Source organism: Klebsiella sp. TF21-TM (assembly GCF_019753495.1).
GTDB classification, from domain to species: Bacteria; Pseudomonadota; Gammaproteobacteria; order Enterobacterales; family Enterobacteriaceae; genus Klebsiella; species Klebsiella quasipneumoniae.
In genome coordinates this window covers 19,554-45,888 of sequence record NZ_JAIJYL010000002.1, presented here as the reverse complement: position 1 = coordinate 45,888, position 26,335 = coordinate 19,554, and the positions used below count along the sequence as shown (strand labels likewise).

Below are 26,335 nucleotides of genomic sequence, written 5' to 3'. Positions count from 1 at the left end.
TTAGATTTTGAGAATGTTAATAATGCAAGAAAATCAAGAACTTACAAAGAAAGAGAAATACAACATCGATAAGCTGCAGAAACGTCTGCGCCGCAACGTCGGTGAGGCGATCGCCGACTTCAATATGATTGAAGAAGGCGACCGCATTATGGTTTGTCTGTCAGGCGGCAAGGACAGCTATACCATGCTGGAGATCCTGCGTAACCTGCAGAAAAGCGCGCCCATCTCCTTCTCGCTGGTGGCGGTGAACCTCGACCAGAAACAGCCCGGGTTCCCGGAGCATATTCTGCCGGCGTATCTTGAGCAGCTGGGCGTTGAATACAAGATTGTCGAAGAGAATACCTACGGCATCGTCAAAGAGAAGATCCCGGAAGGGAAAACCACCTGCTCGCTCTGCTCTCGCCTGCGTCGCGGCATTCTCTACCGTACCGCCAGCGAACTCGGCGCCACCAAGATTGCCCTCGGCCATCATCGCGACGACATCCTGCAGACGCTGTTCCTGAATATGTTCTACGGCGGCAAAATGAAAGGGATGCCGCCGAAGCTGATGAGCGATGACGGCAAACACATCGTCATCCGCCCGCTGGCCTACTGCCGCGAAAAGGACATCGAGCGTTTCTCCCAGGCCAAGGGCTTCCCGATCATTCCGTGCAACCTGTGCGGGTCGCAGCCTAACCTGCAGCGCCAGGTGATCGCCGATATGCTTCGCGACTGGGATAAGCGTTATCCGGGACGCATTGAAACCATGTTTAGCGCGATGCAGAACGTGGTGCCTTCGCACCTGAGCGACGTTAATCTTTTTGATTTTAAAGGTATCACCCACGGTTCTGAGGTGGTGGACGGCGGCGATCTGGCGTTTGACCGTGAAGAGATTCCCATGCAGCCTGCCGGCTGGCAGCCGGAGGAAGAGGACGCCCGGTTAGATGAGCTGCGTCTGAACGTAGTGGAAGTGAAGTAACCCGAAAGCGTCTCAGGCCGCCGCCTGAGACGCGCTATTCTGCCCTTACTTCAGCAGTCGTACGCGGCAGGCTTTGCCTTTGATCTTGCCGTTTTGTAACTGCTTATACGCTTTCTGCGCCATATTCTGGCGGATCGCCACATAGACGTGGGCCGGGTGGACGGTAATTTTGCCGATATCGGCGCCATCAAACCCCATATCTCCGGTCAACGCCCCCAGCACATCCCCCGGGCGCATTTTCGCCTTTTTTCCGCCGTCGATGCACAGCGTCGCCATCTCCGCCGTCAGCGGCGTGATAGCGTTTCCCGTCGGCGCCGGCAGCCAGTTAAGGGATAATTGCAGCATGTCGGCCAGAATGGTGGCGCGCTGCGCCTCTTCCGGCGCGCAGAAGCTGATAGCCAGGCCTTGTTCGCCGGCGCGGGCGGTGCGGCCGATGCGGTGAACATGCACCTCCGGATCCCAGGCCAGCTCGAAGTTCACCACCAGCGCGAGAGATTTGATGTCCAGGCCGCGGGCGGCGACGTCGGTCGCCACCAGAACCCGGACGCTGCCGTTCGCGAAGCGCACCAGCGTTTGATCGCGGTCGCGCTGCTCGAGGTCACCGTGCAGCGATAATGCGCTCTGCCCGGCGGCGTTGAGCGCATCGCAGACCGCCTGGCAATCGCGCTTGGTATTGCAGAACACCACGCAGGACGCCGGCTGATGCTGGCTGAGCAGACGCTGGAGCAGCGCAATCTTGCCGTGACGGGAAACTTCAAAGAACTGCTGTTCGATAGCCGGTAACGCATCGACGCTGTCAATCTCAATCGTTTCCGGATGACGCTGCACCCGACCGCTGATCGCCGCGATCGCCGCAGGCCAGGTGGCGGAAAACAGCAGCGTCTGCCGGTCAGCCGGCGCGAAGCGGATCACCTCGTCGATGGCGTCGCTGAAGCCCATATCGAGCATGCGGTCCGCTTCATCCATCACCAGGGTCTGCAGCGCGTCGAGAGAGACCGTCCCCTTCTGCAGATGATCGAGCAGACGGCCCGGGGTGGCGACGATAATATGCGGGGCGTGCTGCAGTGAATCGCGCTGAGCGCCAAACGGCTGCCCGCCGCAGAGCATCAAAATCTTGATGTTCGGCAGGCAGCGCGCCAGACGGCGCAGCTCGCCGGCAACCTGATCGGCCAGTTCGCGGGTCGGACACAGCACCAGCGACTGGGTCTCAAAGCGCGACGGATCGATATGCTGCAGCAGGCCCAGCCCGAAGGCGGCCGTTTTTCCGCTGCCGGTTTTTGCCTGCACGCGCACATCTTTCCCCGCGAGGATCGCCGGCAGGGCGGCGGCCTGAACCGGCGTCATCGACAGATAACCCAGCTCGTTAAGGTTGGCTAATTGGGCGGCAGGTAAAACAGTCAGGGTAGAAAAAGCGGTCACAATGTATTCTCGTATTAAAGGACAGACGATCTGCAGGCGCGTATCCTCGCAGATCTCCGCGCCTGATGCGACAATTTAATCGGCTCTTCATCAGGCGGCGGATCGGGCTGCGGCTGCGGGCGCGGTCGCGGATCGGGTAAAGGAACCGGATCGTTCGGCTCGGGCGAGATGGGGATGGACTGGGCTGTCAGCCCTGAAGCGTAATGCATAGTGGCCTCCCGGAAAGTGATACGGGCGTACCCGCAGGCGTAAACGGCCTGAAGACCGTCGGGTGTCTTAGTAAGCGTAGAAGCTGGTCAGGAGAGCGCAAAAAAAAAAGCCGACTCAACAAAGTCGGCGTCGTACGAATCAATTGTGCTATGCAGTAATTCAAAAAAGGAAGTAAGACAATATGGAGCGCAACGCCCATCGCTTGACGTTGCATTCACCTGCGAGAGAGATATTGCCCTGAATGGGTAGAGGGTTTATTGATTTCGCTCAAACATTGCCGGGTTTTACCGGCATCGTCGCCGCCAAAAGGCGATTCTTTACAACCATTTACTGCGATGTAACCACCACGCAACACCACCGATGACAACGACTAACATCAGGCAAAAGAGGCTAAAGCCCAGATGCCAGCTGTTACCTGGGATCCCCCCGAGGTTGACGCCGAACAGGCCGGTTAAAAAGGTGCTGGGCAGAAACACCATCGCCATCAACGACATCGTATAGGTCCGCCGCGCCAGCGACTCCTGCATAATCTGGGCGATCTCATCGCTCATGATCGCCGTCCGGGCAATGCAGCTGTCGATCTCGTCCAGCCCGCGCCCCAGCCGCTCGGCGATATCCTGCATCCGCCGCCGCTGATCGTCGCTCATCCACGGCAGGCGTTCGCTGGCCAGCCGGGCGTAAACATCGCGCTGCGGCGCCATATACCGGCGCATCACAATCAGCTGCTTACGCAGTAGCGCGAGAAAACCGCGCGGCGGCACCTGCTGATCGAGCAGGTCGTCTTCGAGGTCGATAATTCGGTCGTGCAGTTGTTCAATAAACTCACTGGCATGATCGGTCAGCGCGTCGCAGACTTCCACCAGCCAGCTGCCGCCATCCGTCGGCCCATTGCCCTCCTTCAGGTCGCCCAGCACATCGTCCAGCGCCAGCACTTTGCGCTGACGAGTGGAGACGATCAGCCGCTCATCCATATACAGACGCATCGCCACCAGCTGGTCTGGCCGTTCATCGGTGCTGCCGTTGATGCAGCGCAGGGTAATCAACGCCCCGTCGCCGATCCGCGTCACCCGCGGTCGGGTGCTCTCGCCCGCCAGGGCATCGCGCACGTTATTGGGCAGCAACGGGGTGGCCGCCAGCCAGTCGGCGCTGTCGCTATGGGTATAGTTGAGATGCAGCCAGCAGGGCTTCTCTTTGTCGATAATATCGTCATCGGCGAGCGGCTTCACGCCCCCCTGCCCGTCGAGCACCCACGCGAAGATCGCGTCCGGTATCTGCAACTCCGAGCCTTTAATCGCGTCCACTCAACCTCCGTTAATCCATGCCTGTCGCATTGCGCGCGCTCTGTATAAGGTACGCGAAAGCGCGCTTTTTCGCTGTTTATTGCCCGGTGAAAGAGGCTAATCGCTTCATTAAAAAGCGCTTTCCCCCGGGCCGCGCCCGCTTTCCTCATTTAACGTTAAAGTGTAGTGAAATCAAGTTCTTCAGGTTTTGCGCGGTTCACTGCGACCTTTTGCGGTTTATTTTGCGACTTTTTGCTGTATTATGCCATTTATTGCGTCAATTTGCGGAGTCCCTCGCCATGCATAAGCTCGCGCGACAAAAACACATCCTTGACCGGCTGAGTGAAACCGGTCAGCTGAGCATCAGCGAACTGGTTGATGCGCTGCAGGTGTCGGCCGATACCATACGCCGGGATCTCAGTGAGCTGGAAAACCAGGGGGTACTGCAGAAAAGCCACGGCGGCGCCATCGCGCTTAACGTCCCGGCGATGACGCGCCAGGGAAGAAACGCCCTGCTCCCCGGAACGAAACAGCGTCTGGGCCAGCAGGTCGCCGCGCGCATCCCCTCCGGCTCGACGCTGTTTCTCGACGCCGGCAGCACACTGCTGGCCGTCGCTACACAGCTGAAAGGCCCCATGACCGTGATCACCGCGTCGCTGGATATCGCTCAGCTGTTCAGCGACCGCGCCGATATCCAGCTTATCCTGCTTGGCGGCCAGTGGGACAGTGAACAGCGGCTGTTCGCCGGCAGCGCCACGCTGTCGCTGGTGGCGCGCTACCGCGCCGATATCGCGATTCTCGGCGCCTGCGCGTTGCATGCCGAACTGGGCCTGAGCGCCAGCCAGGAGGCCGATGCGGACGTAAAATGCGCCATGCTCGCCGCCAGCGCGGAACACTGGCTGGTGGCGGACCATACCAAAGTCAACCATTGCGAACCCTGGCTGGTGGCCGGTCTCAACGACATTCACCATCTTTTCCTCGATCGTCCCTGGCCTGAGCTGGGGGATGACCTTGCCCTCTCTGTACATATTGCTGACGCTTAACAACGTGGAGAACCTGATGAGTAACAACACGATAAATATCGCCCTGATTGGCTATGGCTTCGTCGGTAAGACTTTCCACGCGCCGCTTATCCGTTCGGTGCCGGGCCTGAACCTGGCCTTCGTCGCCTCGCGCGATGAAGAGAAAGTCAAACGCGACCTGCCGGACGTCACGGTGATCGCTTCCCCGGAAGCGGCGGTCCAGCACCCGGATGTCGATCTGGTGGTTATCGCCTCCCCCAACGCCACGCACGCGCCGCTGGCCCGCCTGGCGCTGAACGCCGGCAAGCATGTGGTGGTGGACAAACCCTTTACCCTTGATATGCAGGAGGCCCGGGAGCTGATCGCCCTGGCGCAGGTGAAACAGCGCCTGCTTTCCGTCTTTCATAACCGCCGTTGGGACAGCGATTATCTCGGTATCCGTCAGGTTATTGAGCAGGGCGCTATCGGCACGGTGAAACATTTTGAGTCCCATTTCGACCGGTTCCGCCCGGAAGTCCGCGTCCGCTGGCGCGAGCAGAACGTCCCCGGCAGCGGCTTATGGTTCGATCTGGGGCCGCACCTGATCGATCAGGCGCTGCAGCTGTTTGGTCTGCCGCAGTCGGTACAGGGCAACATCGCCACCCTGCGCGACGGCGCGGAGATCAACGACTGGGCGCATGTGGTCTTAAACTACCCGGCGCATAAAGCGATCCTCCACTGCAGCATGCTGGTCGCGGGGGGCTCCTCGCGCTTCACGGTGCATGGCGATAAAGGCAGCGTTGTCAAAGCCCGGGCCGACCAGCAGGAGAGTCAGCTGCTGGCGGGTGTGGTGCCGGGAAGCGCCGGCTGGGGCGAGGATGAGGATGGGCTGGTTATCTATGACGCCTCGCTGCAGACCCAAACCCAGCCTACCCCGCCGGGCGATCAGCGCCAGTACTATATGCAGATCCGCGACGCGCTGAAGGGCCTGATCGCCAATCCGGTGCCGCCGGTGCAGGCGCTGGCGGTGATGGCCGTCCTGGAAGCGGCGGCGCGCTCTGCAGAAAGCGGCGTGGCGCAGACCCTCGACCTGACCGACGACGAGCGCAACGCGCTGCGCTAAGCCTGTCGTTACTCCGGTTATCTGCGCGGCCCGCAGGTAACCGGATCGCCACCCCGACTGCAGAAATAATCACTGCCTGTCAGTAGATTATCCTTTCTTTATCCTGCCTTTTTGCCTAAAGCACCGCTGGAAATTTCAGCCAATTGGGAGGAGGATAGAGAACAGATCGATCGTGATGAGAACAAGGTTGCTGACGCTGTGGACGCGGTGACCGCAATACCGGACAGGAGAAGCTCATGTACTACACGTTAGGAGATACCACTCTCCATTTTTATCGCTATCAGTGCAAATTCTACGTCGCCCACTGGGAAGGAGGGAACGTGATGGACGAAAAATTTAAACCGTTTATCGAGCAGATCACTGAGAAGACCGGGCTGGACGCGAAGCGCGTCGAGACCGCCGCGCGCGATTATTTTACTAACGTGGATTAACAGGCAGCCTGTTGCGGTATACCCAAGGCCTGGCCGACGCGCCTGCCGTTGATCTCCCCCCTTCCGCCGCCACGGCCCTCGTTCCCGCTGGCGGCTCTCCTTCCCCACCGGCGATAAACAGGATAACGACCAGCCAGAACCCCAGGCTGTCTGCCCCACATTTTTGTCAATTTCCAGACCGATAACGTGAGATGTCATTTATCGTAATTATCTATTTCCCCGTGATTTTTAAGTCGAAACACTATCGCCCTGCCGCCAGGCAGGGCGTCGGCGACTACCGCTCCTCCAGCGCCGCCACCGGCTCCGGCGCGCTTTTCCTGCGCAGCAGATAGCCTGCGGCAAGGATCAGCAGCCATACCGGGATCAGGCAGACGGAGATGCGGATGTCCGGGGTCAGATACATCACCCCGAGGATCCCGGCGAGAAACAGCAGACACAGCCAGTTTGTCAGGGGATAGGCGAAACTCTGGAAAGCCGTTACCTTCCCGGCCCGCTGCATGGCGCGGCGGAACTTAAGATGAGTGATGCAGATCATCGCCCAGTTGATGACCAGGGCGGCCACCACCAGGGCCATCAGCAGGGCAAAGGCTTTCCCGGGCATCACATAGTTAATCACCACGCAAAGCGCCGTGGCGACGGCGGACACCGCCAGGGCGGTCAACGGGATCCCGCGGTGGTTCACCCGCAGCAGCGCGCGCGGGGCGTTGCCCTGCTGAGCCAGGCCGAACAGCATCCGGCTGTTGCAGTAGACGCAGCTGTTGTAGACCGACAGCGCGGCGGTGAGCACCACCAGATTGAGGGCGTTGGCCACAATATTGCTGTCAATGGCGTGAAAGATCAGCACAAAGGGGCTTCCCCCTTCCACGACGTTCCGCCACGGGTAGAGTGACAGTAAGACCGCCAGCGACCCCACATAAAAAAGCAGAATACGGTAGATCACCTGGTTGGTGGCTTTGGGAATGGTTTTATGCGGTTCGTCGGCTTCCGCCGCGGTGATCCCCACCAGCTCAAGCCCGCCGAAGGAGAACATGATCACCGCCATGGCCATCACTAAGCCCGTGATACCGTTAGGGAAAAATCCCCCATCCTGCCACAGGTTGGCCACCGTCGCCGCCGGCCCGCCGTGACCGCTTAATAACAGATAGCAGCCAAAGGCGATCATGCTGATGATGGCGGCCACTTTGACAATCGAGAACCAGAACTCCAGCTCGCCATACACTTTGACGTGCGTCAGGTTGATGGCGTTGATCGCCACGAAGAAGATTGCCGCCGACAGCCAGGTGGGTACCTCCGGCCACCAGTACTGAATATAGATGCCCACCGCCGTCAGCTCCGCCATGCTTACCAGCACGTACAACACCCAGTAATTCCAGCCGGACATAAACCCGGCGAAGGGCCCCCAGTAGCGGTTGGCGAAATGGCTGAACGACCCCGCCACCGGCTCCTCTACCACCATTTCGCCAAGCTGACGCATGATAAAGAAGGCGATAACCCCGGCGATGGCGTACCCCAGCAGGACCGAGGGGCCTGCCATACGGATCGTTTGCGCGATACCTAAAAACAGTCCGGTGCCGACCGCCCCCCCGAGGGCGATCAACTGGATATGGCGGTTTTTTAACCCGCGCTTTAACTGATGCTCTTGCTGCGTTGTCATCTCTGACCTGCCCCTGTCTGTAAAAAGTCACTTTCGCCGGTAGCAACTTTCAGGCCAGCGGATCGTCGCGGAGCGTCAGGCCAAAACTAATCCATTGAATGATATTGAAATATTATTTTCCAGTTCGTTCTGAAAGCTGGTCATCGCGCCGCTGACCTGGCGCATAACGCGCGAAAATTGGCCAGATGACGCACAGATCATGAGAAAACCAGTGACTTCATGCATGAAGCTGACCCGTTTTGGTGCATCCGGTTTGCCGCCGTCGGGTCAGGCTTCACGCCAGGCAAAAAACTGTTAGGCTGGTAGCCACTTTTACGTTCCGCTAGTGGCCACTATGTACAACATCGACGACTATGATCTGAAAATTCTTACCCTGCTGCAGGCCAATGGCCGTTTGACCAATCAGGAGCTTAGCGAGCTTATCGGCCTGTCCGCTTCCCAGTGTTCGCGCCGCCGTATCGCCCTTGAACAGGCGCAGCTTATCCTCGGCTACCATGCGCGTCTGGCGCCGGATGCCGCCGGGCAGGAGATGCTTGGCCTGATTGAGGTGCGCCTGCTGAATCACACCCCGCAATGCGTGGAGAGCTTTCATCAGATGCTCAGTGAAGTGGACGCCATTCTGGACGCCTGGAAAACCACCGGCGACGCCGATTATCTGCTGCGGGTAACGGTCCCGGACCTGCCCGGACTGAGCCATTTGATCAGCCATATTCTGGCGCAAAACAAAGGGGTGGCTCATCTGAAAACCGCCGTTGTGCTCAACCGCCTGAAGGAGAACGGCCAGCTGATGCCGGGCACGCCCTCGCTGCGCTGAACCGGAGCACAGTGCCCTGCGCTGGTGCAGATGCGGGGCCAGTCAATGCGTGATAAGCAGTAAATTCGCACAACTTACGCATTTCATAACCATTATGCGCACGACCCGTGCGATTTTCTCTTTCCGACAGAACAACAGGTTAGGCTAAACCACGGCTATTTTTTCCGCAACCAATCGCCCGGGCACGTTCCTCTGGTGCGATTTTTGCAAACAAGAGCTTATCCTTGTTAACGAAAAGATAGTGCTTATTTATGGATAACGTCCTTTCCCCTGAAAAACTGACCCACACCTGGCTGGAGGATGCCCTGGCGCTGCTGTTCGGCACGCTGATGATCTCCTTTGGCATTATCCTGTTTCGCCAGGCCGGCGCCCTGACCGGCGGGACGGCAGGCATGGCCTTTCTGATCCACTACGCCACCCACCTGCCGTTCGGCGTGGTTTTCTTCGCCATTAACCTGCCCTTCTACTGGCTCTCCGTCCGGCGGATGGGCGCCGCCTTCACGCTGAAAACCTTCTGCGCGGTCGGACTGGTGTCGCTGTTCTCCGACCTGCACGGCTACTTTATCCATGTCGATCGCCTGAACCCCTATTACGCCACCCTCTTCGGCAACATCATGGTCGGTATCGGCTTTGTGGTGCTGTTCCGCCATAAAGCGAGCCTCGGCGGCGTCAATATTCTGGCCCTCTATCTGCAGGATAAAAGCGGTATCCGCGCCGGTAAATTCCAGATGGTGGTGGACGCCTGCATCGTCACCGCCTCGCTGTGGGTGGTTAGCCTGCCGATGCTGCTGGTCTCTGTCCTCGGCGCCGTGATTTTGAATTCGATTATCGCCATGAACCACCGCCCAGGACGCTACGCGGTGTAATGGCTTCACCTTTAACGGTCATTTCAGGAGTAACCACTGTGTTCCAGAACGTTGACGCCTACGCGGGCGATCCTATCCTGTCGCTGATGGAAGCCTTTCAACAGGATCCCCGGGCAGACAAAGTTAACCTTAGCATCGGGCTGTACTATAACGAGCAGGCCATCATTCCTCAGCTGGAGGCGGTCCGTCAGGCCGCTGACCGGCTGCAGAGCCAGTTGCACAAGGCCAGCCTATATCTGCCGATGGAGGGACTGGCTCCCTATCGCCGCGCGGTCCAGACGCTGCTGTTTGGCGAACACCATCCGGCGTTGCGTGCCGGACGCATCGCCACCATCCAGACGCTGGGCGGCTCCGGCGCGCTGAAGGTGGGTGCTGATTTCCTCAAGCGCTACTTCCCCGACTCCGCGGTCTGGGTCAGCGATCCAACCTGGGAGAACCATGTGGCCATCTTTGCCGGGGCGGGTTTCGAGGTGCATACCTATCCCTGGTTCGACAGCGCCACCCGTGGGGTCAATTTCCCCGCGATGCTTGCCGCCCTCCAGCAGCTCCCGCCGCGCAGCATCGTGCTGCTCCATCCTTGCTGCCATAATCCGACGGGGGCCGATCTCGCCCCCGAGCAGTGGGATCGGGTGATTGAGGTGTTGATCGCCCGGGAGCTGATCCCGTTCCTCGATATTGCCTACCAGGGTTTTGGCCGCGGGCTGGATGAAGATGCCTATGCCATACGCGCCATCGCCAGCGCCGGACTGACGGCGCTGGTCAGCAACTCGTTCTCGAAGATTTTTTCACTGTACGGCGAGCGTGTCGGCGGCCTGTCGGTGGTCTGTGACAACGCCGATGCCGCCGGGCGCGTGCTGGGCCAGTTGAAAGCTACCGTACGCCGCAACTACTCCAGCCCGCCGGGGTTTGGCGCCCAGGTGGTGTCGCAGGTGCTCAACGATCCCGAGCTGAATGCCCTGTGGCAGGGGGAAGTGGAGGCCATGCGCACCCGCATCAGCGCCATGCGCGTCGCGCTGGTGAAGGCCCTGCAGGCAGCCCTGCCGGCGGCGGATTTTTCCTATCTGCTGACCCAGCGCGGCATGTTCAGTTACACCGGCTTTAGCGCCGATCAGGTAGACGTTCTGCGTGAAGAACATGGCATCTATCTGATTGCCAGCGGTCGCGTCTGCGTGGCCGGGCTCAACCACGGCAATATTGCGCGGGTAGCCAGCGCCTTCGCCGCGGTCTGCGCACGCTGATCCGCTTTCCCGCTGGCCGGGGCAACCCCGGCGCGGTATAGCAGTTATTCGCGACGCAGTCGGCGAGCCAGGCGGGTGCCCAGCGTCTGAATAAGCTGGACAATAACAATCAGCACCAGGGCGGTGGTGAGGGTGGCAAAGGCGTCGAAACGCTGATAGCCGTAGGTGATCGCCAGGTCGCCGATCCCGCCGCCGCCCACCGTTCCCGCCATGGCGGTCGCGCCAAGCAGACCGATGGTCGCGGTGGTAAGGGCCAGAATCAACGACGCCGCCGCCTCCGGCAGCATGAAATGCCAGACGGTCTGCAGAGGGGTCGCGCCCATGGCGTCTGCGGCCTCAAGGATCCCCTCATCCACCTCCAGCAGCGAGCTTTCCACCAGCCGGGCAATATAGGGGGCGACAAAAACGATCAGCGGCACGATGGCCCCCGCGGTGCCGATAGTCGTGCCCACCAGCAGCCTGGTGAAGGGCAGGATCACAATCAGCAAAATGATAAACGGCAGCGAGCGCAGCACGTTAATCAGCGGATTCAGCGCCTGATGCACCACCGGGTTGGCCACGATGCCGCCAGGACGGCAAACCACCAGCACAATTCCCAGCGGGACGCCGAGCAGCGCGCCAAAGCCCAGTGAGATGGCGACCATAATCAGGGTATCATGCAGCGCCAGCAGAAACTGCTCGCCGGTAATGGCGGTATCAATAAGATCAAACATGGATGATTTTCACTCCTGCGTCGGCCAGATGGGTGATGGCGCGTTCGGTTTCGTCAGGCTCGCCGAGGAGTTGCACAATCATAAATCCCAGTATCCGGCCCTGAACTTCGGACATGCTGGCAAACAGGATATTCACCTCGACAGCATACTCGCGGATCAGACGGTTAATGATCGGCTGCCGGGCCGTCGCGCCGATAAATTCGAGGCGTAAAGCCCGGGCGCCGTTGTCGCGCTGCAGGAGCGACGCCACCCGCTGCGGCAGGCGATCGTGCACCACCGACTGCACGAAACTGGCGGTGACCGGATGCTGCGGCTGGGCAAAGAGATCGAAAACCGTCCCCTGCTCAACAATGCGCCCGGCCTGCATCACCGCCACCTTGTGACAGATTGTCTGGATCACTGACATTTCATGCGTAATCAGCACAATGGTGATGCCATAGCGGCGATTAATCTCCTGCAGCAGCAATAAGATCTGTACCGTGGTATGGGGGTCGAGCGCCGAGGTGGCTTCATCGCACAGCAGCACCGACGGGTTAGTGGCCAGCGCCCGGGCGATACCGACCCGCTGCTTTTGCCCTCCCGACAGCTCATTCGGGTAACTGTGCATTTTGTCGCTCAGGTCGACAAACGCCAGCAGCTCCGCAACCCGCGCCTGGATAAAGGCCTTGTCGCGTCCCTGCAAAATAAGCGGGATAGCGATGTTATGAAATACCGTTTTCGAATTCAGCAGATTAAAATTCTGAAAGATCATGCCGATATCTTTTTTGATCGCCTGCAGGCGCTGGCCGCTGCAGTCCTGGAGCGACTCACCGTTCAACACCACCTCGCCCTCACCCGGCGTTTCCAGACGATTAATCAGCCGCAATAAGGTGCTTTTCCCTGCGCCGCTGTAGCCAATAATGCCGAAAATATCGCCCCGGTCGATACTGAGATTAATATCCTGCAGGGCCAGAACCGGATGCCCTTTTCTGTTAAAGGTTTTACTGACATGGCGAAATTCTATCATCGCGTTATTCATTTTAAATAATCAGGCAGCAGGTAACCATCATACTGCGGATGGCTGAGAATATATTTTTTGAAATCGGCAGAGTGATAGCCGTCGATGATATCTTTGGCAAACTGCGCCTTCTGATTTTTACCGGCAACGGTCACAACGTTAATAAAATGGCTGGTGGCGGCCTCCAGATTTAATGCCGAGGTAAGCGCCATGCCGCTGGAGACGGCGAAATTGCCCTGAATCAGGCCATAGTCGACGTCCGGCAGCGCGCGAACCTGCTGGGCATTGTCCATCTCCTTAAGCACGATGTTATAGGGGTTGGCAACGATGTTACGCTGCGAAAAGGTGGCGGGATCGCTGTCCGGTTTAATCTTCACCCAGCCGAGGCTTTCCAGCACCAGTACCGCGCGATATTCGTTCGACGGCTGGTTTGGCACCGACACCACCGTGCCGGCTGCCGGGGTGCCCAGGGTCGTCAGTTTGCCGCCGTACAGACCCATCGGCGGCGTGGGTACCTGCACAATGCCGACGTTATCGATCCCCAGTCGCTCATTGATCGCTTTCAGGTATACCGGATGCTGCATAATATTCGCTTCGATATCGCCGCGAGCTACCGCGTCATTGACCTGAATACCGTCGCTGAAATCTTTATATTCGATTTTATATCCTTTACTCAATAAATAGGGGGCGACCCCTTTTTCAAATTGTTCTTTATACGGTCCGGGGTTAAAGCCGATGCGAATAATTTGATCGGCGGTGGCGTAAAAGGAGGTGGCGGATAACAGGGCGAGCGTCATTCCGAGCGCAACTGACTTGTTCATAAGGTATTTTCCAGGAAGGTTGGCGATATTGAGCGATTAAATCACAGCCGAAAGCGGGTTGTAAGCCAGAACGCCGGATTTCCTTTTGCTTATTCCTCATAAACTTTTGCCATCCCGACATATCCTAAAAACAATAATCCTTTGCATATATTGTTATTTAGCCAGGCGCAATAAATCCCTTAAAGATGGCAGATTATTGATAACGTAAACCGGGAAAATTATGCCTGATTTCGCTGCTTCACCGCTGGTGGACGCCCTGGAAGAGAATCTGTTCAGCCTGCTGGAAAAACTGGCCGCGGAGGTCAACACCGACGCGCTGCCGTTGATCGACCTCTCCAGCGGCAGTCCGGATCAGCCCACGCCGCCGGAAGTGATTGACTCGCTGCAGAGCGCCATTCATCGTCGTGAAAACCATGGCTACCCGTCGTTCTGGGGCAAGCCGCAGGTCCGCGAAGCGATCGCCCATTTTTATCGCCGCCAGTATGATGTGGAACTCGATCCGCACAGCGAAGTCGCGGTATTTCAGGGCTCGCATATCGGTATTGGCGGCATCCCGCGGGCGCTGCTCCGTCCCGGACAATACCTCATCTCCACCGATCCCTGCTATCCCATTTACCGCTCAGCGGCGCTGCAGTCCCAGGCGGCGTTTTATGGCCTGCCGCTCAGGGCTGAGAACCACTTCCTGCCGGATTTTAACGACCTCCCCCGGGAGGTAGCTGACCAGGCCGGGCTGGTGGTGCTTAACTATCCGCATAACCCCACCGGCGCCCTCGCCACGCCGGCGCTGTTCGCCAGCGCCCTGCAGTTTGCCCGCCGTCACCAGGTGCCGATCCTGCATGATTTTGCCTATGCGGCCATCGGCAGCGCGGCCAGCGATGCGCCGCTGAGCCTTTTCTCTCAGCCCGGCGCGAAAGCGTGGGGAGTGGAGACCTACACCTTCTCCAAGACCTTTAATATGGCCGGCTGGCGCTTCGGCTTCGCGGTCGGCAACGCCTCGATTATCCGGGCGTTTAAAAAACTGCACACCCACAGCTACAGCACGGTGTTTGGCGCCATTCAGGATGCAGCGATCGCCGCGCTCAGCCTGCCGGCAGAACGGATTGCGCAGCTGACGGCGGTGTATCATCAGCGCCGGGAGTGGGTTCTGCGTCGACTGGCCGCACTGCGCTGGCCGGTTCGTGCCGCACAAGGCACTTTCTTCCTCTGGCTGAGCGTGCCGCCCGGGTACCGTTCACAAGAGTTTGCCCGCCTGCTGCTGCAGGAGGCGCATATTCTGGTGGCGCCAGGCACTGGTTTTGGCGATGGGGGTGAAGGGTTTATTCGCATCAGTCTGACGGCTGGGGACGACGCGCTGCGCAAGGCGCTGGACCGTCTCGCCCGGCTGGCGCTGTTTTAGCGCCCGCCTCGCGGAGTCGTTACATCTTCAGGTAGCCCGCCATGCGTTGAATACGCGCGGCGGAATAGTCATAGCAGGCGCTGGCGGGTTTACCCAGTACGCGATATTTGGCGCCATTGTAAAAGGCGGTCTTATTCTCCTCTTCCAGAAAGCGCCTGGAGACGGTGTCGCTGAAAATACGGTCGCCATCCGACTGTGGCTGATAGCGGCTGGATTTGACGCTCTCCCACGCCACGCCGATCGGCTTATGGTCATAGCCGGTCATACAGAACAGCCGGTTGGAGGCCAGCAGATCGGCCTCGATGGTTTTAAATTCCGCCGCCGTAGCGGCGCAGGTTATGCTTAACAGGCAGGCCGAAGCCCATCGGTAAATTGTCATTATTCAGGCGATCCCAGAGAGTTTCCTCCATTCTAAGCGGCTGAAAATTCTGGACGTTCACTTTCACCTATCGTTGCCAGCAAAAACCGCAAAATAATTTACACTCAGACTCCTCGTGCGTTGTCTTAACGACCTGCAGGCCTTCCCTGCGCAGCTCATCCGCCGGGCCAGACAACGAGACGCCGGCGGGAAGGATATAGCCGTCTTTAACGATTAAACGCCCAGCGGGTCCCGCTGGTCAGCGCCCGCTCGAAGGCGGGACGGCCGGGGCCCGCCAGCCAGCCGGCGAAGGTGTGCAGCTGCGGGTGCAGCTGGCGCAGGGCGTCGAGGTCGGCGTGCCCCGCCAGCCGCCCGTCGTCCACCAGCCCGGTCAGCTTGTGCAGAAAAGGGCTGGCGGCCAGCACCTCGTCGGAAAATCGCGAATAGGGGATCGGCCGTCCCGCCGCCGCGGAGAATAACGCCTCGAGCTGATGACCGGTCACGCTGTCGCTGGCGATCTCGAACGTCTTGCCGGCAAACCGCGCCGGCGCGGCAAAAATCGCTGCGACAAGCTGGCCGATATCCTCCACCGCCAGCACCTGCATCCTCCCCTCCGGCAGCATAAAAAAGTGAAAATGACCTTCATCAAGGCCAAAACCGGGCATCACCAGCAGCTCCATAAAGGTGGCGGGCCGCACGATGGTCGCCGCCAGCGGCAGGCGGTGGATATGCCGCTCAATCGCCGCTTTGGTGTCATAATGCGCTACGCCGGTCGGCGTCTCCCCCGCCGCGCTGCCGGAGCTGTACACCAGATGCTTCACCCCGCACTCGACGGCAAGGTCGGCGATGGTTATCCCGTAGCGCACCTCCTGCTCATCGGTTACCGTCCCGCCCGGCGAGCTGGGCTGCACGCTGAAGACGCCGTCGACCCCGGCCATCGCCGCCCGCATTGCCGCCCGGTCTTCAAAGGCGCCCACGACCAGCTCGGCTCCCCGCGCCGCCAGCGCGACAGCCCCGGCGGAGAAAGGATCCCTGACCAGCGCCCGCACTCGCCAGCCGCGGTGCAGCAGCGCCCGCGCCACCGAGCCGCCCTGCTGGCCAGTGGCGCCAAAAACCAATACGCTCTGGGCATTATTCATCACCGTTCCCCCTCGTCAGCAGATCGTTGTCCGGCGTCTCGCCAGCGATACTCCCCTGGCCTGTCCTCCTCCAGCCAACCGCAGGAGGGTCCGGCGAAATGCCCGGTGAACCATTGGGCATGATGGCTTGCGCACCACGCCATCATCTCGCGTCGCGAACGTTCCGCCTGCCGGGGATCGCCGCAGAACGCCGAGCTCCAGTGCGGATGGGTAAACTGGCGCGGGGAATGAAGAAGATCGCCTGAGAAACAGGCGTAGTCATCGCCAGAGGAGAGGATCAGCGCGGCATGGTCCGGACTGTGGCCGGGGGTAGGGATAAAGGCGATCCGTCCGCCGACCAGCGGCCTGGCCGCCACATCCACGGTCTCCAGCTGGCCAGCCTCGATCACCGGCAGCAGGCTGTCGAGCCACAGCGCCCGGTAGCGTTCGCTGTTCTTCACCCGCGTGAGCTCTTTTGCCGAACACAGGTAGCGCGCGTTGGGAAACAGCGGCGCCCAGCGATCGTCCCGCCAGACGGTATTCCATCCCACATGGTCGGTATGCAGGTGGGTCAGTAACACCAGGGTCACCTCCTCCGGGTTCACTCCCGCGGCGCGGAGATTCTCCAGATAGGGCGTATTAAGTTGATGATAGAGCGGATTGCCGCCGCGCTCCCGACCATTGCCGGTGGCGGTATCGATAACGATCAGATCGTGGGGAGTCTGTACCACCCAGCTGTGGATTGACAGCGCGATTGGCTGATTATCGGCGTCCACCTCCGTCACAGGGAACGCCGCGGGATAGAGCGCCGCCGGCTGCAGGCTAATCTCGCGCTCCGGCACTTTGAAAATCAGGCTGTCGCCTGTCTGGTAAGTTTGCATCACTCCCTCCGCGCGCATTGCGCTGGTTGATTTACCGGGGTGATATTCACTATGCTGCCGGGATAACCCACATTCAAATTGATTATCATAATGAAGAAAATCATTGAAAATGATTTTAGTCGTATCGATCTGAATTTATTGACGGTCTTGATGGTGCTGTACCGCGAAGCCAGCGTTACCCGCACCGCAGAGGCGCTGCATCTTGGCCAACCGGCCATCAGCGGGGCGCTGAAACGGCTGCGCGAGATGTTTGACGATCCGCTGTTCGTGCGCAGCGCCAGAGGCATGCTGCCGACCCCGCGGGCGCAAGCGCTGATGACCGAGCTGCAGCCGCTGATGGAACACCTGCATTCGGCAATGTTTGGCGCCGGGGAGTTTTCCCCCGCCAGCGCGCAGCAGCTTTTCCGCGTCGGCCTCAGCGACTGGAGCGAACACTGGCTGATGCCGCAGCTGTTACCCGGACTGATGCAGGAGGCGCCCGGGGTGTCGCTCCAGACACTCGCCGCCGACCCCTTCCAGGTACGCCAGCTGCTGGAGGCGGATCGCATTGATGTCGCGGTGTCCCTCAACAAGCAGAGCCGCGGGGAGATCGTCAGCGAACCGGTGATGAGCATGGGGGTGACCACCCTGTGGTCGCCGCAGCAGATCCCCTGCCGCGGGCCGTTGTCGGTGGGCGATTTCGTCGCCTGGGAACATGTGATGGTGGCCTATCGCGAAACCGGCCACGGGGAAATAGACCGCCAGCTCGCCAGTCAGGGACTCGCGCGGCGCGTGCGCTTCGCCACGCAGAATTTCTCCACCTTTCCCCTCCTGCTGACCACCCTGCCGCTCTTCGCCACCGTCCCCCAGGGGCTGGCGCAACGCTGGCAGGCGCAGTATGCGCTGCGCGCGGACGCCCCGCCGGTGGCCTACCCGGAATTTACCCTGTGTATACTGCGCCACAAACGCCGGGCGCAGGATCCGGCGCTGAACTGGCTGATAGAGAGGATAAAACAGGCCATGCGCGGACCATAGCGGTAGCGAATACCACCGTCATCAGGCCTCGCTGAGCGGGGGTTGCAGAACGCGCCTGCTCCAGTCGTAAAACGCGCGCACCGCCGGCGGCAGATAGCGGTTTTGCGGATAGACCAGCGACAGGGGAAGATCAGACGCGGCCTGCTCCAGACAGGCGACCAGCGCGCCGCTCTGCAGCCAGGGTTGCGCCAGATAGCTGGCGACGCGGATCAGGCCCAGCCCCTGAACGCCGGCCTGGATATAGGCATCGGTATCGTCGACCACCAGCGTCTCCTGCATGCGGATCGCGCAGTCGCCGTCATCGAGGGAGAAAAGCCAGTCGATGGTCCGCCCGGTACGGTGGTTCAGGTATCCCACCGCCCGGTGCTGGTGCAGATCGTCGATGCTTTGCGGCCGGCCGTGGGCCGCTATCCAGGCCGGCGAGGCGAGGACCATCCAGCGGTAGCGGGCCAGAGGGCGCGCCACCAGGGTGGTGGAATCTTCGATTTGCCCGGTACGGATCACGCAGTCGAATCCCTCCTGGATAATATCTTCCACGTTGTCGCTTGAGCAGAGGATCAGCTCCAGGTCGGGATACTGCTGCAGAAACTCGCCGATCCTCGGCAAAACGCAGTGCCGGGCGAGAGATTGCGGCATCCCCACCTTGAACCGCCCGGCGGGCTGCGCCGAGCGGCCGGGAAAGGAGGCTTCCATCGCCGTCATTTCGGCCAGCAGCCGTTTACACTCTTCGTAATACCGACGCCCCTCCGCCGTCACGCTGAGCTTGCGGGTGGTGCGCTGAAGAAGCTGCGCCCCAAGCCAGGCTTCCAGCTCCTTCACTACCCGCGACACCGTTGAGCGCGGCTGCCCCAGCGCCTCCGCCGCCCGGGCGAAGCTGTGGGCATCCACAACCGCAACATACAACTGCATGGCATCCAGTCTGTCCATTTGGTGCTCCCCCGACGGTTATTATCCCATTATGACGAACAGTCTAACCCGAAATCCTGTTCTTATCGAATGATGCCCTCCCCCCTACACTGAGCCTGTAGCCAGTGAATACAAGGCTTAACTGAGCAAGGAGTTAAAATGAAAACTGATGATATTAATCTTGAGGAAAAGGTATTAGTTCTGGGAGCGGGACAACTGGGAGCCGCCGTACTGGATGCGCTGGTGCCAGCGGTGATCCAGCGCCAGGGCGCGGTCTCGGTGATCGTCTCGCCGGCGGCCTGGGATGAAACCGGCCAGCTGCGTTCGGCAAGCCACCGGGCGCTGGCCGACGCCGGGGCCGCCTTTCTCGCCGTCGACATCGCCGGTAGTTCACTGGAGACCCTGACCGGCGCGTTTCGCGGGTACAGCACCGTGATTAACTGCATGGGCTTTGTCGCCGGTCCGGGGACGCAGCTGAAAATTACCCGCGCGGTGCTGGCCGCCGGAGTGCCTCGCTATTTTCCCTGGCAGTTTGGCGTCAATTACGATGTGGTCGGCAAAGGCAGCGGCCAGCCGGTCTGGGACGAGCAGTATGATGTCCGGACCCTGCTGCGCGCGCAGCAGGCCACGGAGTGGGTCATTATCTCCACCGGCATGTTTACCAGCTTTCTCTTCGAGCCAGACTTCGATGTGGTGAATTTATCCGCCCGAACCCTTCACGCCCTTGGCAGCTGGGACACCCAGGTGACCGTCACCTCGCCGGCGGATATTGGCCGCCTGACCACCGCGATTTATCTGCATCAGCCGCGGATCGTCAACGAGGTGACGTTTGTTGCCGGCGAAACGACCTCTTACCGGCAGCTGGCGGACACCGTGGAGCGCGTGACGCAGCAGACGTTCAGCAAAGCCGTTCACACCCTGCCCGCCCTGCTGGACCAGCTGCGGACAGACCCGGATAACGCCATGCTGCGCTATCGCGCCGCCTTCGCCCGGGGGGATGGCGTGTGGTGGCCGATGGGCGACACCTGGAATACCCGCCACCATCTGCCGACCCAGGACATTGCCGGCTGGCTGCAGGCCGCGCGCTGATTTTCTCTCACAGGACAGAATGACGATGAACAAGCTGATTCCACTGATCGTATTGAGTTGCCTGCTGCCGCTGGCGGTCAACGCCAGGACCCTCACCGCCACCGGCGATACCCTGGACCACGCGGAAAGTAAAATTCGCCAGCAGGCCGCCCGCGAGGGCGCAACCGCCTATCGGATCATTGAGGCGCGAATGGGTAACAAAGTGCACATCACGGCGACACTCGATAACTGAACCACCGCTATCCGGCTCAGGGAGGAGCCGCCGCCAGCCCGCGCGCCAGATCAGGCGCTCATTCTTTCCCGTCGACGGTCGCGGCCCGGCGGCGCGCCGTACAGGCGAGCGTATTCCCGGGTGAACTGCGACACGCTGATATAGCCCACTTCGCCGGCCGCCTGCGCAATGCTCATCCCTTCCGCCAGCATCAGGCGGCGGGCGTGGATCAGGCGCAACTGCTTCTGAAACTGCAGCGGCGACAAGGTGGTCATGGCGCGGAAATGACGGTGAAAGACCGAAACGCTCATCCCGGCGGCGTCGGCCAGCGCGTCGACGCTGACTGGCTGCATAAAATCCCGGCGCAGCACCGCCACCGCCCGGCGGATCCGCGCCGAATGGCTGTCTGCGACGCCCAGCGCCCGGATGGCCGCCCCGTGAACACTCTGCAACAGCCAGTAATGCAGCTCCCGCCGCAGCCCTTCGCCTAACACCGCCAGCGCCCCCGGTTGATCAAACAGTCTTGCCAGCCGGTAAGCGGCGTCCGTCACGTCGGCATTCATCGGTTCGATACCGACGCGGGGCGCCTCATCCGCCCCTGACGGCCCCACCTCCTGCAGCTCGCGCAGGATAGCCAGATCCAGCTCCAGCACCAGCGCGTAATAGGGAAAACGCTGACTGGCCTCGGTAATCTGGCTGGTGGTGGGGACATCCGCGGCGATCACCATCGCCTCCCCCGGACCATAGTCGAAACTTGCCAGGCCGGTGGTCACGCTTTTGCGCCCCTGCAGCAGCATGGCCACCAGCGGCCTGGCGATGGCCGCCTGCAGATCGCCGGGGTGCAGGGCCCGCACCAGAGTGATGCCGGGAACCGGGGTAACCGCCACCCCGCTGCTATCGACATGAGCATCGGCATACCGGCGGCAGAGAGCGAAGAGTTCGTCGCGCATAAGATCCTTTCAGGCAAGTTTTAAAGCCTCAGTATGCGCTATTTCCCACCAGAAGAGAGGGTATTGAGAGGAATGGGCAAAAAATAACAAGGATTGGGCAACCCGGTCTGGTAGCCACCACCTATTGTAAGGACTCCACACACCAGAGAGGATCGAACATGACTAAGATTGCACTTATCACCGGCGCCAACCGCGGCCTTGGCCGTCAGACCGCACTGGATATCGCCCGCCAGGGTGGGGACGTCATCGTCACCTGCCGCGGCAATATTGAACAGGCGGAAGCGGTGGTGGCCGACATTCACGCCCTCGGCCGCAAGGCCATCGCCCTGCCGCTGGATATGGCGCAGACCGCCAGCTTTCCGGCCTTCGCCGACAGCCTGCGCGCTGCGCTGGGCAGCGTCTGGGGACGGGACACCTTCGACCATCTGATCAATAACGCGGGACACGGCGAATTTGCCCCGCTGGCCGAAACGCGCGAGGCGCAGTTCGACGGGCTGTTTAACGTCCACGTTAAGGGGGTGTTTTTCCTCGTTCAAACCCTGCTGCCGCTGCTGGCTGACGGCGGACGGATCGTTAACTTCTCCTCCGGACTGACCCGCGTCTCTTATCCTGGCTTCTCCGCCTACGCTGCGGCCAAAGCGGCTGTGGAGATGCTGAGCGTATACATGGCCCGCGAGCTGGGCGGGCGCGGCATCACCGTCAATACCGTCGCCCCCGGCGCTATCGCCACCGACTTTGGCGGCGGACTGGTGCGGGACGACGCGGGGGTTAACGCGCAGTTTGCCGCGATGACGGCGCTGGGACGGGTGGGCGTTCCCGAGGATATTGGGCCGATGATCGCCAGCCTGCTGCGCGACGATAACCGCTGGGTGACCGCCCAGCGGATCGAGGTATCGGGCGGACAGACCATCTGACCAGTCATGCCAGGCTGTCGATCGCCATAAAAAAGCGGTCTTCGGTGAGAATCTGTCGCGCCTCCGGGGGCTGGCGCGACTGACGGATCAACCAGCCGCCGTCCGGGGCCAGGCTCAGATAAAACACCTCCCGGGAGCCCGCCCCGCCAGGTGTCTCAAGGCTCAGGGTCACGACCCCCTTTTCCACGCCATCCCACAGCTGCTGCGGCACGATATTGACGCTGCGCTCGCCGTTTTGCAGGCGGAGAGTGGGGATATCGTAGCGGCAGATGCCGCTATTGAGGCTGTAGCCGAGGGTGCTCAGATCGTGGAGGTGGCGGGTCGAAACCACCACCTCGATGCCCGTTCCGTCAAACCACTGATTCACCTGCCGGGCGAGCGCCGCCATCTGCTGGCGAAACATGGCAATATCCGCGGCCGCCGCCCCATCGTAGGTGGTTGTCCGCGGCGGATTTTGCTGGTGCTGCAGTTTCTTAAAAAAACGCTCCCTCGCTGTCACGTTATCTCCTGTGCTGTGATGAAACCGGTGAGGCTGGATGAGGATGGTTACCGCCAGTTCGCTGGTTAACGAAGATTACGGGCCAATCGCCACGATGGACCCGCCGCAGAAATTTGTTTTCGACGTTACTTCGCCGCTTCAGGCCTGAGCCTTAGCTGGTTAGTTTCGGCGGTAAAAATACGTGGCTTGTCAGGATCCAATTCCTCACGCGCCAGCACCTGCTTCCAGGTATTTCTTTCTGTATCCGGATGGCGGAACAGGCCGACAACCGCCACGAACTTCGCCTGCGTTTCCAGCGGCATATTGAGACTGGCGTCCCCTCCGGGGTTGATCACTACGTCGCGGCTGGCGAGGAGATCGGCGGCGAGCAGAATATCCCCCTCCTCCAGCAGCTGCTGGTAAACCAGCCGGTCAAAGGTCCGGCGATCTTTAAGCTGATAGATGCGCACCACCACCGGTTCGGAGAGCGAGTGATTCTCTCTGGCATCGGTGTTGAGCGCTTCGCGCGCCGTAAAATCCAGATGCAGCGTATTAATTTGCTTATAAAAAACGGCGTTGAAGGCGGATTTTGTTCCCTCCGAGACGCGCTGGGTGAGCCCGCATCCGCTCAGGCAAAGCGCTAGCAGGGACAGCAGGCAGGCGGTTTTAATCAAACTTATACGTAACACGTTGGTTTCCTTGCGGTGAGGTGGCAGGCTGCAGGCCGGTATAGGCGCCCAGTTCGGTGGTAAATGTCTGCGGGATATCATCCTGACTCTCACCCTCTCCAGCGCCCAGCACGCCGTTCATACCGAGCCAGAACGGTCCGTCCCCAAACGGCGGGACAGCCAGCAGTCGGGTCGGCGCGGTCAGGGTGATTCTGGCCCGGAATCGCCAGCCCAGATACACCCGCAGCAGGATGAGAAAGTCCCGAAACAGCGGGCCATCAGGCTTCCAGCCCTGCGCCTCCTCGGGATTATCGGTGATAAGGGCGACGAGGAGCTGGCTACTGCTGTCCATCGCTTCGTCACCCAGCGGGGTATTGCCGTCCAGTAAGAAGTCATCATCGCCGTAAAAGCCCAGCGGCTGGCTGACCGCCACCGGACGCAGGCAGTAAGGGCTCACCCTGACGGTGGTCTTCGGGGCCAGCAGCGTGACCAGCGCCTGGATCCCCTGCTGAGTTTTGCCCGGCTGACGCAGCACGCCAGTCAGCGCCAGAAAGCGCGACGCTGGCGAGGCGATATGCCGCGTCGTGCCGGGGATGCCCAGGCCCGCCAGACCCAGCAGCGACTGTGACAGGCGGTCGGTACCGCCGGGCTCAAAGGTGGCGGGCCAGCAGTATTTCCGCCAGAGGCGGTAATACTGCGTGATAATCCGGTGACTGAAGATATCCAGCACCCCCTGCAGCGCTTCATGCCCTTCCCTGCGCTGGGCGATATCATCGAGCCAGGCCGTCGGGAGCGGCGAATCGACACCGTACAAGCCCATAAAGGTGGTGCGAATGACCGGCGGCCCGCTGTCATTGGCCTCATCGTATTCCACGGCTCTGAGTTCGCTGGCGGGGAACCCCATCCCCGGATGCGGATGAAAACGTACCGGATCGTCAGCCGGATGGCTGGTCGCCCCCATCAGCGGTTTATCGGGGTGCTGTCGTTCCAGAAGCTGACAAAAGCGGTAAAAATTGATCCGCGGCAGGTCGGCCTCCAGACGCGGCATCAGCCGGGAATGCGTCGGCTGTGCTTCTCTTCCCATTCCAGTCGTTCTCCGGTTGGTTGCAGAATGATAATCAGGCGGTTGAACAAGTAGATATCGGTGTAGAGCGCAAAGAAGCGGCTGAGCATCTCGCCAAACAGGCATATATCGCCTCGTCCGGCAAAGCCGCGGCTGTCGAGGGTGACTTCAATTTGCACGCCGCGCACCAGATGGCCCTGTGCAAAGCGCTCTGTTGCGCGGTGCTTCACGTCGAGGATGGCTTCCAGACGCCGACGATTCATCTCGCTGTCGGTCCATTCATACAGCGCCAGGGTGCCGCGCAGGACTTCAGCGTTGTCCATCAGGGAAAGAAAACTGCTGCCCAGATGGCTCAGCACCCGCCAGTGAAAACGATCCTGGGCAGGGGGATAGCATGGGAGCGTCGGCGCGCAGAGGTTACGAACCGCGACGCTGGCCGAGGTGGTTTTCATCACCGTATCGAGCACGGTGCTCTGCAGCGCACGACGCGGAAGCTGGCCGTTGGTTCCGGTGAGGGTGAGCGACAGGCTTTCATCTTCCGGTACGGTATGCTTGTCAAAGGCTTCCCCGCCGACGATAAGCCAGGTGTTATGCAACCCGGAGGGGCCACGGCGCACCCGGGTATGATAGTAATAATCAGGCGCGTCATGACGCATCATGCCGCCTTTGTGACGAAAGCTTGAGAACGGCGCGTAAGCCTGTTGGCTCGAGGAGATCACGGAATCGACGGTGTAAATTTCAGTGTGGCCGTCCTGCACGCGCAGTGGGCGCAGCAGGTATTCTGTCTGCAGGGAATTGATGGTCAGCGGATCGGACTCCAGCGGGAACAGGTTGATCGCCGGTACGCAGTGCAGGCGCAGCTGCTTTTCGCTGAAGCGGAAGTCATGTTCCCAGCGTTCCGCCAGCACGACGTCGATCTCAAACCACGCCATCCCGGCCGGGAAAGCCACCGTCTCCAGCCCGCGCAGGTCGATGAACATGAACTTTTCACGGAAGGTAAAATACTCCAGCAGCAGCTGGTAGCCGCGAAAACTGCGGCTATCTTCGGGCCAGAGGCCGTCATCCTCGCCAAATCCCAGCGCGCTGAAATACCCGTCCAGCGGCTTTCTGTCCTCCTCACCGGGTACGCGCAGCCACATCCTGGCCACCTTGAGGGTAAAGGCCTCGTGCATGGCGCAGGCCAGCGGCGCATCGGCGTTGCAGTAGAGCGGGATATGGCTGAGATCGATCCGGCGCCAGTCCGTCAGGCTGCTGCAGTTAAAGCGCAGCGTGATCACCGACCGGCCATCCGTATCGGTGGTCAGCTGAGCGCGCTCCAGGGACAACGGCTGCAGAGCGATCGCTTTGGTGGTGGTGTACCGACAGCGCGTGCCCTTTTCACCGATCGGCCGGGAAAGCACTTCAAAGCCTTTGGCCATCATCATCGGCTCTTTCATTTCCTGCCAGTCGGGGGTGAATTCCACGACCGACAGGGAAGGAATGGTACGTAAATAATGTGGCCACAGCAGACTGACCACGCCTTCGGTGAGTTCGGGCAGATCGTCATCGAGCTTCTGGCGCATGCGGCCCATCAGGAAGGCAAAACCTTCAAACAGACGCTCGACAAAGGGGTCGCGGGCGCCCGCTTTGTCAAGATTGAGCATTGCCGCCTGCTCAGGATGAGCGCGGGCAAACTCTTCACCCGCTTCCAGCAGGTAGCGCATTTCAGCGTCGTAATAACGCAGGGTTAAATCGTCCATAAGTCACCAGAAGAAGTAATAGCTT

At 60.4% G+C, this 26,335-nt stretch carries 28 protein-coding genes; 12 read left to right on the top strand and 16 right to left on the bottom strand.

Annotation, left to right across the window (positions count from 1 at the left end):
* Positions 1-22: 22 nt before the first annotated feature.
* Positions 23-958, top strand: a complete 936-nt coding sequence (gene ttcA / locus K5R89_RS02110) for a tRNA 2-thiocytidine(32) synthetase TtcA (protein WP_087827668.1) — start codon at positions 23-25, stop codon at positions 956-958.
* Between the two features lie 45 nt (positions 959-1,003).
* Here ttcA and dbpA read toward each other — a convergent pair whose 3' ends face one another.
* The 3 genes from dbpA to zntB form a co-directional block, all read right to left on the bottom strand.
* Positions 1,004-2,377 carry an ATP-dependent RNA helicase DbpA gene (gene dbpA / locus K5R89_RS02105; RefSeq protein WP_044522571.1) on the bottom strand — a complete coding sequence of 458 codons (1,374 nt, stop codon included), beginning with the start codon at positions 2,375-2,377 and terminating at the stop codon, positions 1,004-1,006.
* A 14-nt stretch (positions 2,378-2,391) separates the two neighbouring features.
* Positions 2,392-2,586, bottom strand: coding sequence for a hypothetical protein (locus K5R89_RS27750; protein ID WP_071592553.1), 195 nt, complete (start codon positions 2,584-2,586; stop codon positions 2,392-2,394).
* Positions 2,587-2,904: 318 nt separating this feature from the next.
* Complete coding sequence (zntB, locus tag K5R89_RS02100) at positions 2,905-3,888, bottom strand: zinc transporter ZntB (RefSeq protein ID WP_032436262.1); 984 nt, start codon at positions 3,886-3,888, stop codon at positions 2,905-2,907.
* A 278-nt stretch (positions 3,889-4,166) separates the two neighbouring features.
* On the opposite strand from zntB, the gene K5R89_RS02095 reads away from it, so the two are divergent.
* The 3 genes from K5R89_RS02095 to K5R89_RS02085 all read left to right on the top strand — a co-directional run bounded on the left by K5R89_RS02095 (position 4,167) and on the right by K5R89_RS02085 (position 6,422).
* Positions 4,167-4,910, top strand: coding sequence for a DeoR/GlpR family DNA-binding transcription regulator (locus K5R89_RS02095; protein WP_087827669.1), 744 nt, complete (start codon positions 4,167-4,169; stop codon positions 4,908-4,910).
* Positions 4,873-5,991, top strand: coding sequence for an oxidoreductase (locus K5R89_RS02090; RefSeq protein WP_117264909.1), 1,119 nt, complete (start codon positions 4,873-4,875; stop codon positions 5,989-5,991). The genes K5R89_RS02095 and K5R89_RS02090 overlap by 38 nt, the downstream gene beginning before the upstream one ends.
* Before the next feature lie 236 nt (positions 5,992-6,227).
* Complete coding sequence (locus tag K5R89_RS02085) at positions 6,228-6,422, top strand: hypothetical protein (RefSeq protein ID WP_004203980.1); 195 nt, start codon at positions 6,228-6,230, stop codon at positions 6,420-6,422.
* A 274-nt stretch (positions 6,423-6,696) separates the two neighbouring features.
* On the opposite strand, the gene K5R89_RS02080 is transcribed toward K5R89_RS02085, so the two are convergent.
* Positions 6,697-8,076, bottom strand: a complete 1,380-nt coding sequence (locus tag K5R89_RS02080) for an amino acid permease (RefSeq protein WP_087827671.1) — start codon at positions 8,074-8,076, stop codon at positions 6,697-6,699.
* 334 nt (positions 8,077-8,410) lie between these two features.
* On the opposite strand from K5R89_RS02080, the gene K5R89_RS02075 reads away from it, so the two are divergent.
* From K5R89_RS02075 to K5R89_RS02065, 3 genes are all read left to right on the top strand, one after another.
* Positions 8,411-8,890 carry an Lrp/AsnC family transcriptional regulator gene (locus tag K5R89_RS02075; protein WP_023289419.1) on the top strand — a complete coding sequence of 160 codons (480 nt, stop codon included), beginning with the start codon at positions 8,411-8,413 and terminating at the stop codon, positions 8,888-8,890.
* Positions 8,891-9,141: 251 nt separating this feature from the next.
* Complete coding sequence (locus K5R89_RS02070; protein ID WP_004176405.1) at positions 9,142-9,756, top strand: YitT family protein; 615 nt, start codon at positions 9,142-9,144, stop codon at positions 9,754-9,756.
* Between the two features lie 38 nt (positions 9,757-9,794).
* Positions 9,795-10,994 carry an amino acid aminotransferase gene (locus K5R89_RS02065; RefSeq protein WP_023289418.1) on the top strand — a complete coding sequence of 400 codons (1,200 nt, stop codon included), beginning with the start codon at positions 9,795-9,797 and terminating at the stop codon, positions 10,992-10,994.
* Positions 10,995-11,038: 44 nt separating this feature from the next.
* Here the strand turns inward: K5R89_RS02065 and K5R89_RS02060 are convergent, their stop codons facing one another.
* From K5R89_RS02060 to K5R89_RS02050, 3 genes are read right to left on the bottom strand one after another with little or no spacing between them, the layout of a single operon-like run.
* A complete protein-coding gene (locus K5R89_RS02060; RefSeq protein ID WP_044522560.1) occupies positions 11,039-11,707 on the bottom strand; it encodes a methionine ABC transporter permease in 669 nt (222 codons plus the stop codon).
* On the bottom strand, positions 11,700-12,713 hold the full coding sequence (locus K5R89_RS02055) for a methionine ABC transporter ATP-binding protein (RefSeq protein WP_032429140.1): 1,014 nt from the start codon (positions 12,711-12,713) through the stop codon (positions 11,700-11,702). Before K5R89_RS02055 ends, K5R89_RS02060 begins: the two co-directional genes overlap by 8 nt.
* 8 nt (positions 12,714-12,721) lie before the next feature.
* Positions 12,722-13,525 carry a MetQ/NlpA family ABC transporter substrate-binding protein gene (locus K5R89_RS02050; RefSeq protein ID WP_087827672.1) on the bottom strand — a complete coding sequence of 268 codons (804 nt, stop codon included), beginning with the start codon at positions 13,523-13,525 and terminating at the stop codon, positions 12,722-12,724.
* Between the two features lie 220 nt (positions 13,526-13,745).
* Between K5R89_RS02050 and K5R89_RS02045 the strand changes: the two genes are divergently transcribed.
* Positions 13,746-14,921 (top strand): aminotransferase class I/II-fold pyridoxal phosphate-dependent enzyme, encoded by a 1,176-nt coding sequence (locus tag K5R89_RS02045; protein WP_087827673.1) that lies wholly within the window; start codon positions 13,746-13,748, stop codon positions 14,919-14,921.
* 19 nt (positions 14,922-14,940) lie between these two features.
* On the opposite strand, the gene K5R89_RS02040 is transcribed toward K5R89_RS02045, so the two are convergent.
* The 3 genes from K5R89_RS02040 to K5R89_RS02030 form a co-directional block, all read right to left on the bottom strand.
* On the bottom strand, positions 14,941-15,300 hold the full coding sequence (locus tag K5R89_RS02040) for a hypothetical protein (protein ID WP_049015170.1): 360 nt from the start codon (positions 15,298-15,300) through the stop codon (positions 14,941-14,943).
* A 206-nt stretch (positions 15,301-15,506) separates the two neighbouring features.
* Complete coding sequence (locus tag K5R89_RS02035) at positions 15,507-16,418, bottom strand: NmrA/HSCARG family protein (protein ID WP_087824918.1); 912 nt, start codon at positions 16,416-16,418, stop codon at positions 15,507-15,509.
* Positions 16,418-17,281, bottom strand: coding sequence for an MBL fold metallo-hydrolase (locus K5R89_RS02030; protein ID WP_171005033.1), 864 nt, complete (start codon positions 17,279-17,281; stop codon positions 16,418-16,420). Before K5R89_RS02030 ends, K5R89_RS02035 begins: the two co-directional genes overlap by 1 nt.
* Before the next feature lie 87 nt (positions 17,282-17,368).
* Between K5R89_RS02030 and K5R89_RS02025 the strand changes: the two genes are divergently transcribed.
* Entirely contained in the window at positions 17,369-18,292 is a 924-nt protein-coding gene (locus tag K5R89_RS02025; protein ID WP_087827675.1) for a LysR family transcriptional regulator, read from the top strand.
* A gap of 21 nt (positions 18,293-18,313) precedes the next feature.
* Here the strand turns inward: K5R89_RS02025 and K5R89_RS02020 are convergent, their stop codons facing one another.
* Positions 18,314-19,219 carry a LysR family transcriptional regulator gene (locus K5R89_RS02020; protein WP_023289409.1) on the bottom strand — a complete coding sequence of 302 codons (906 nt, stop codon included), beginning with the start codon at positions 19,217-19,219 and terminating at the stop codon, positions 18,314-18,316.
* A 138-nt stretch (positions 19,220-19,357) separates the two neighbouring features.
* Between K5R89_RS02020 and K5R89_RS02015 the strand changes: the two genes are divergently transcribed.
* On the top strand, positions 19,358-20,287 hold the full coding sequence (locus K5R89_RS02015) for an aromatic alcohol reductase (protein WP_023289408.1): 930 nt from the start codon (positions 19,358-19,360) through the stop codon (positions 20,285-20,287).
* A gap of 25 nt (positions 20,288-20,312) precedes the next feature.
* Positions 20,313-20,519, top strand: coding sequence for a DUF1471 domain-containing protein (locus K5R89_RS02010; RefSeq protein ID WP_032452602.1), 207 nt, complete (start codon positions 20,313-20,315; stop codon positions 20,517-20,519).
* Positions 20,520-20,569: 50 nt separating this feature from the next.
* On the opposite strand, the gene K5R89_RS02005 is transcribed toward K5R89_RS02010, so the two are convergent.
* A complete protein-coding gene (locus tag K5R89_RS02005) occupies positions 20,570-21,448 on the bottom strand; it encodes an AraC family transcriptional regulator (protein WP_064154719.1) in 879 nt (292 codons plus the stop codon).
* A 158-nt stretch (positions 21,449-21,606) separates the two neighbouring features.
* Between K5R89_RS02005 and K5R89_RS02000 the strand changes: the two genes are divergently transcribed.
* Complete coding sequence (locus K5R89_RS02000) at positions 21,607-22,362, top strand: SDR family NAD(P)-dependent oxidoreductase (RefSeq protein ID WP_032452600.1); 756 nt, start codon at positions 21,607-21,609, stop codon at positions 22,360-22,362.
* 4 nt (positions 22,363-22,366) lie between these two features.
* Here the strand turns inward: K5R89_RS02000 and K5R89_RS01995 are convergent, their stop codons facing one another.
* The 4 genes from K5R89_RS01995 to tssF form a co-directional block, all read right to left on the bottom strand.
* Positions 22,367-22,861: a hypothetical protein gene (locus tag K5R89_RS01995; protein ID WP_087827677.1), complete on the bottom strand. Its 495-nt coding sequence runs from the start codon at positions 22,859-22,861 to the stop codon at positions 22,367-22,369.
* 125 nt (positions 22,862-22,986) lie between these two features.
* The gene (gene tssJ, locus K5R89_RS01990; protein ID WP_023289403.1) at positions 22,987-23,529 is read right to left on the bottom strand and encodes a type VI secretion system lipoprotein TssJ; all 543 of its coding nucleotides are present in this window, start codon (positions 23,527-23,529) and stop codon (positions 22,987-22,989) included.
* Positions 23,507-24,592 (bottom strand): type VI secretion system baseplate subunit TssG, encoded by a 1,086-nt coding sequence (gene tssG / locus K5R89_RS01985; protein WP_087827678.1) that lies wholly within the window; start codon positions 24,590-24,592, stop codon positions 23,507-23,509. Before tssG ends, tssJ begins: the two co-directional genes overlap by 23 nt.
* A complete protein-coding gene (gene tssF, locus K5R89_RS01980) occupies positions 24,556-26,310 on the bottom strand; it encodes a type VI secretion system baseplate subunit TssF (RefSeq protein WP_087827679.1) in 1,755 nt (584 codons plus the stop codon). Before tssF ends, tssG begins: the two co-directional genes overlap by 37 nt.
* Between the last annotated feature and the right edge of the window lie 25 nt (positions 26,311-26,335).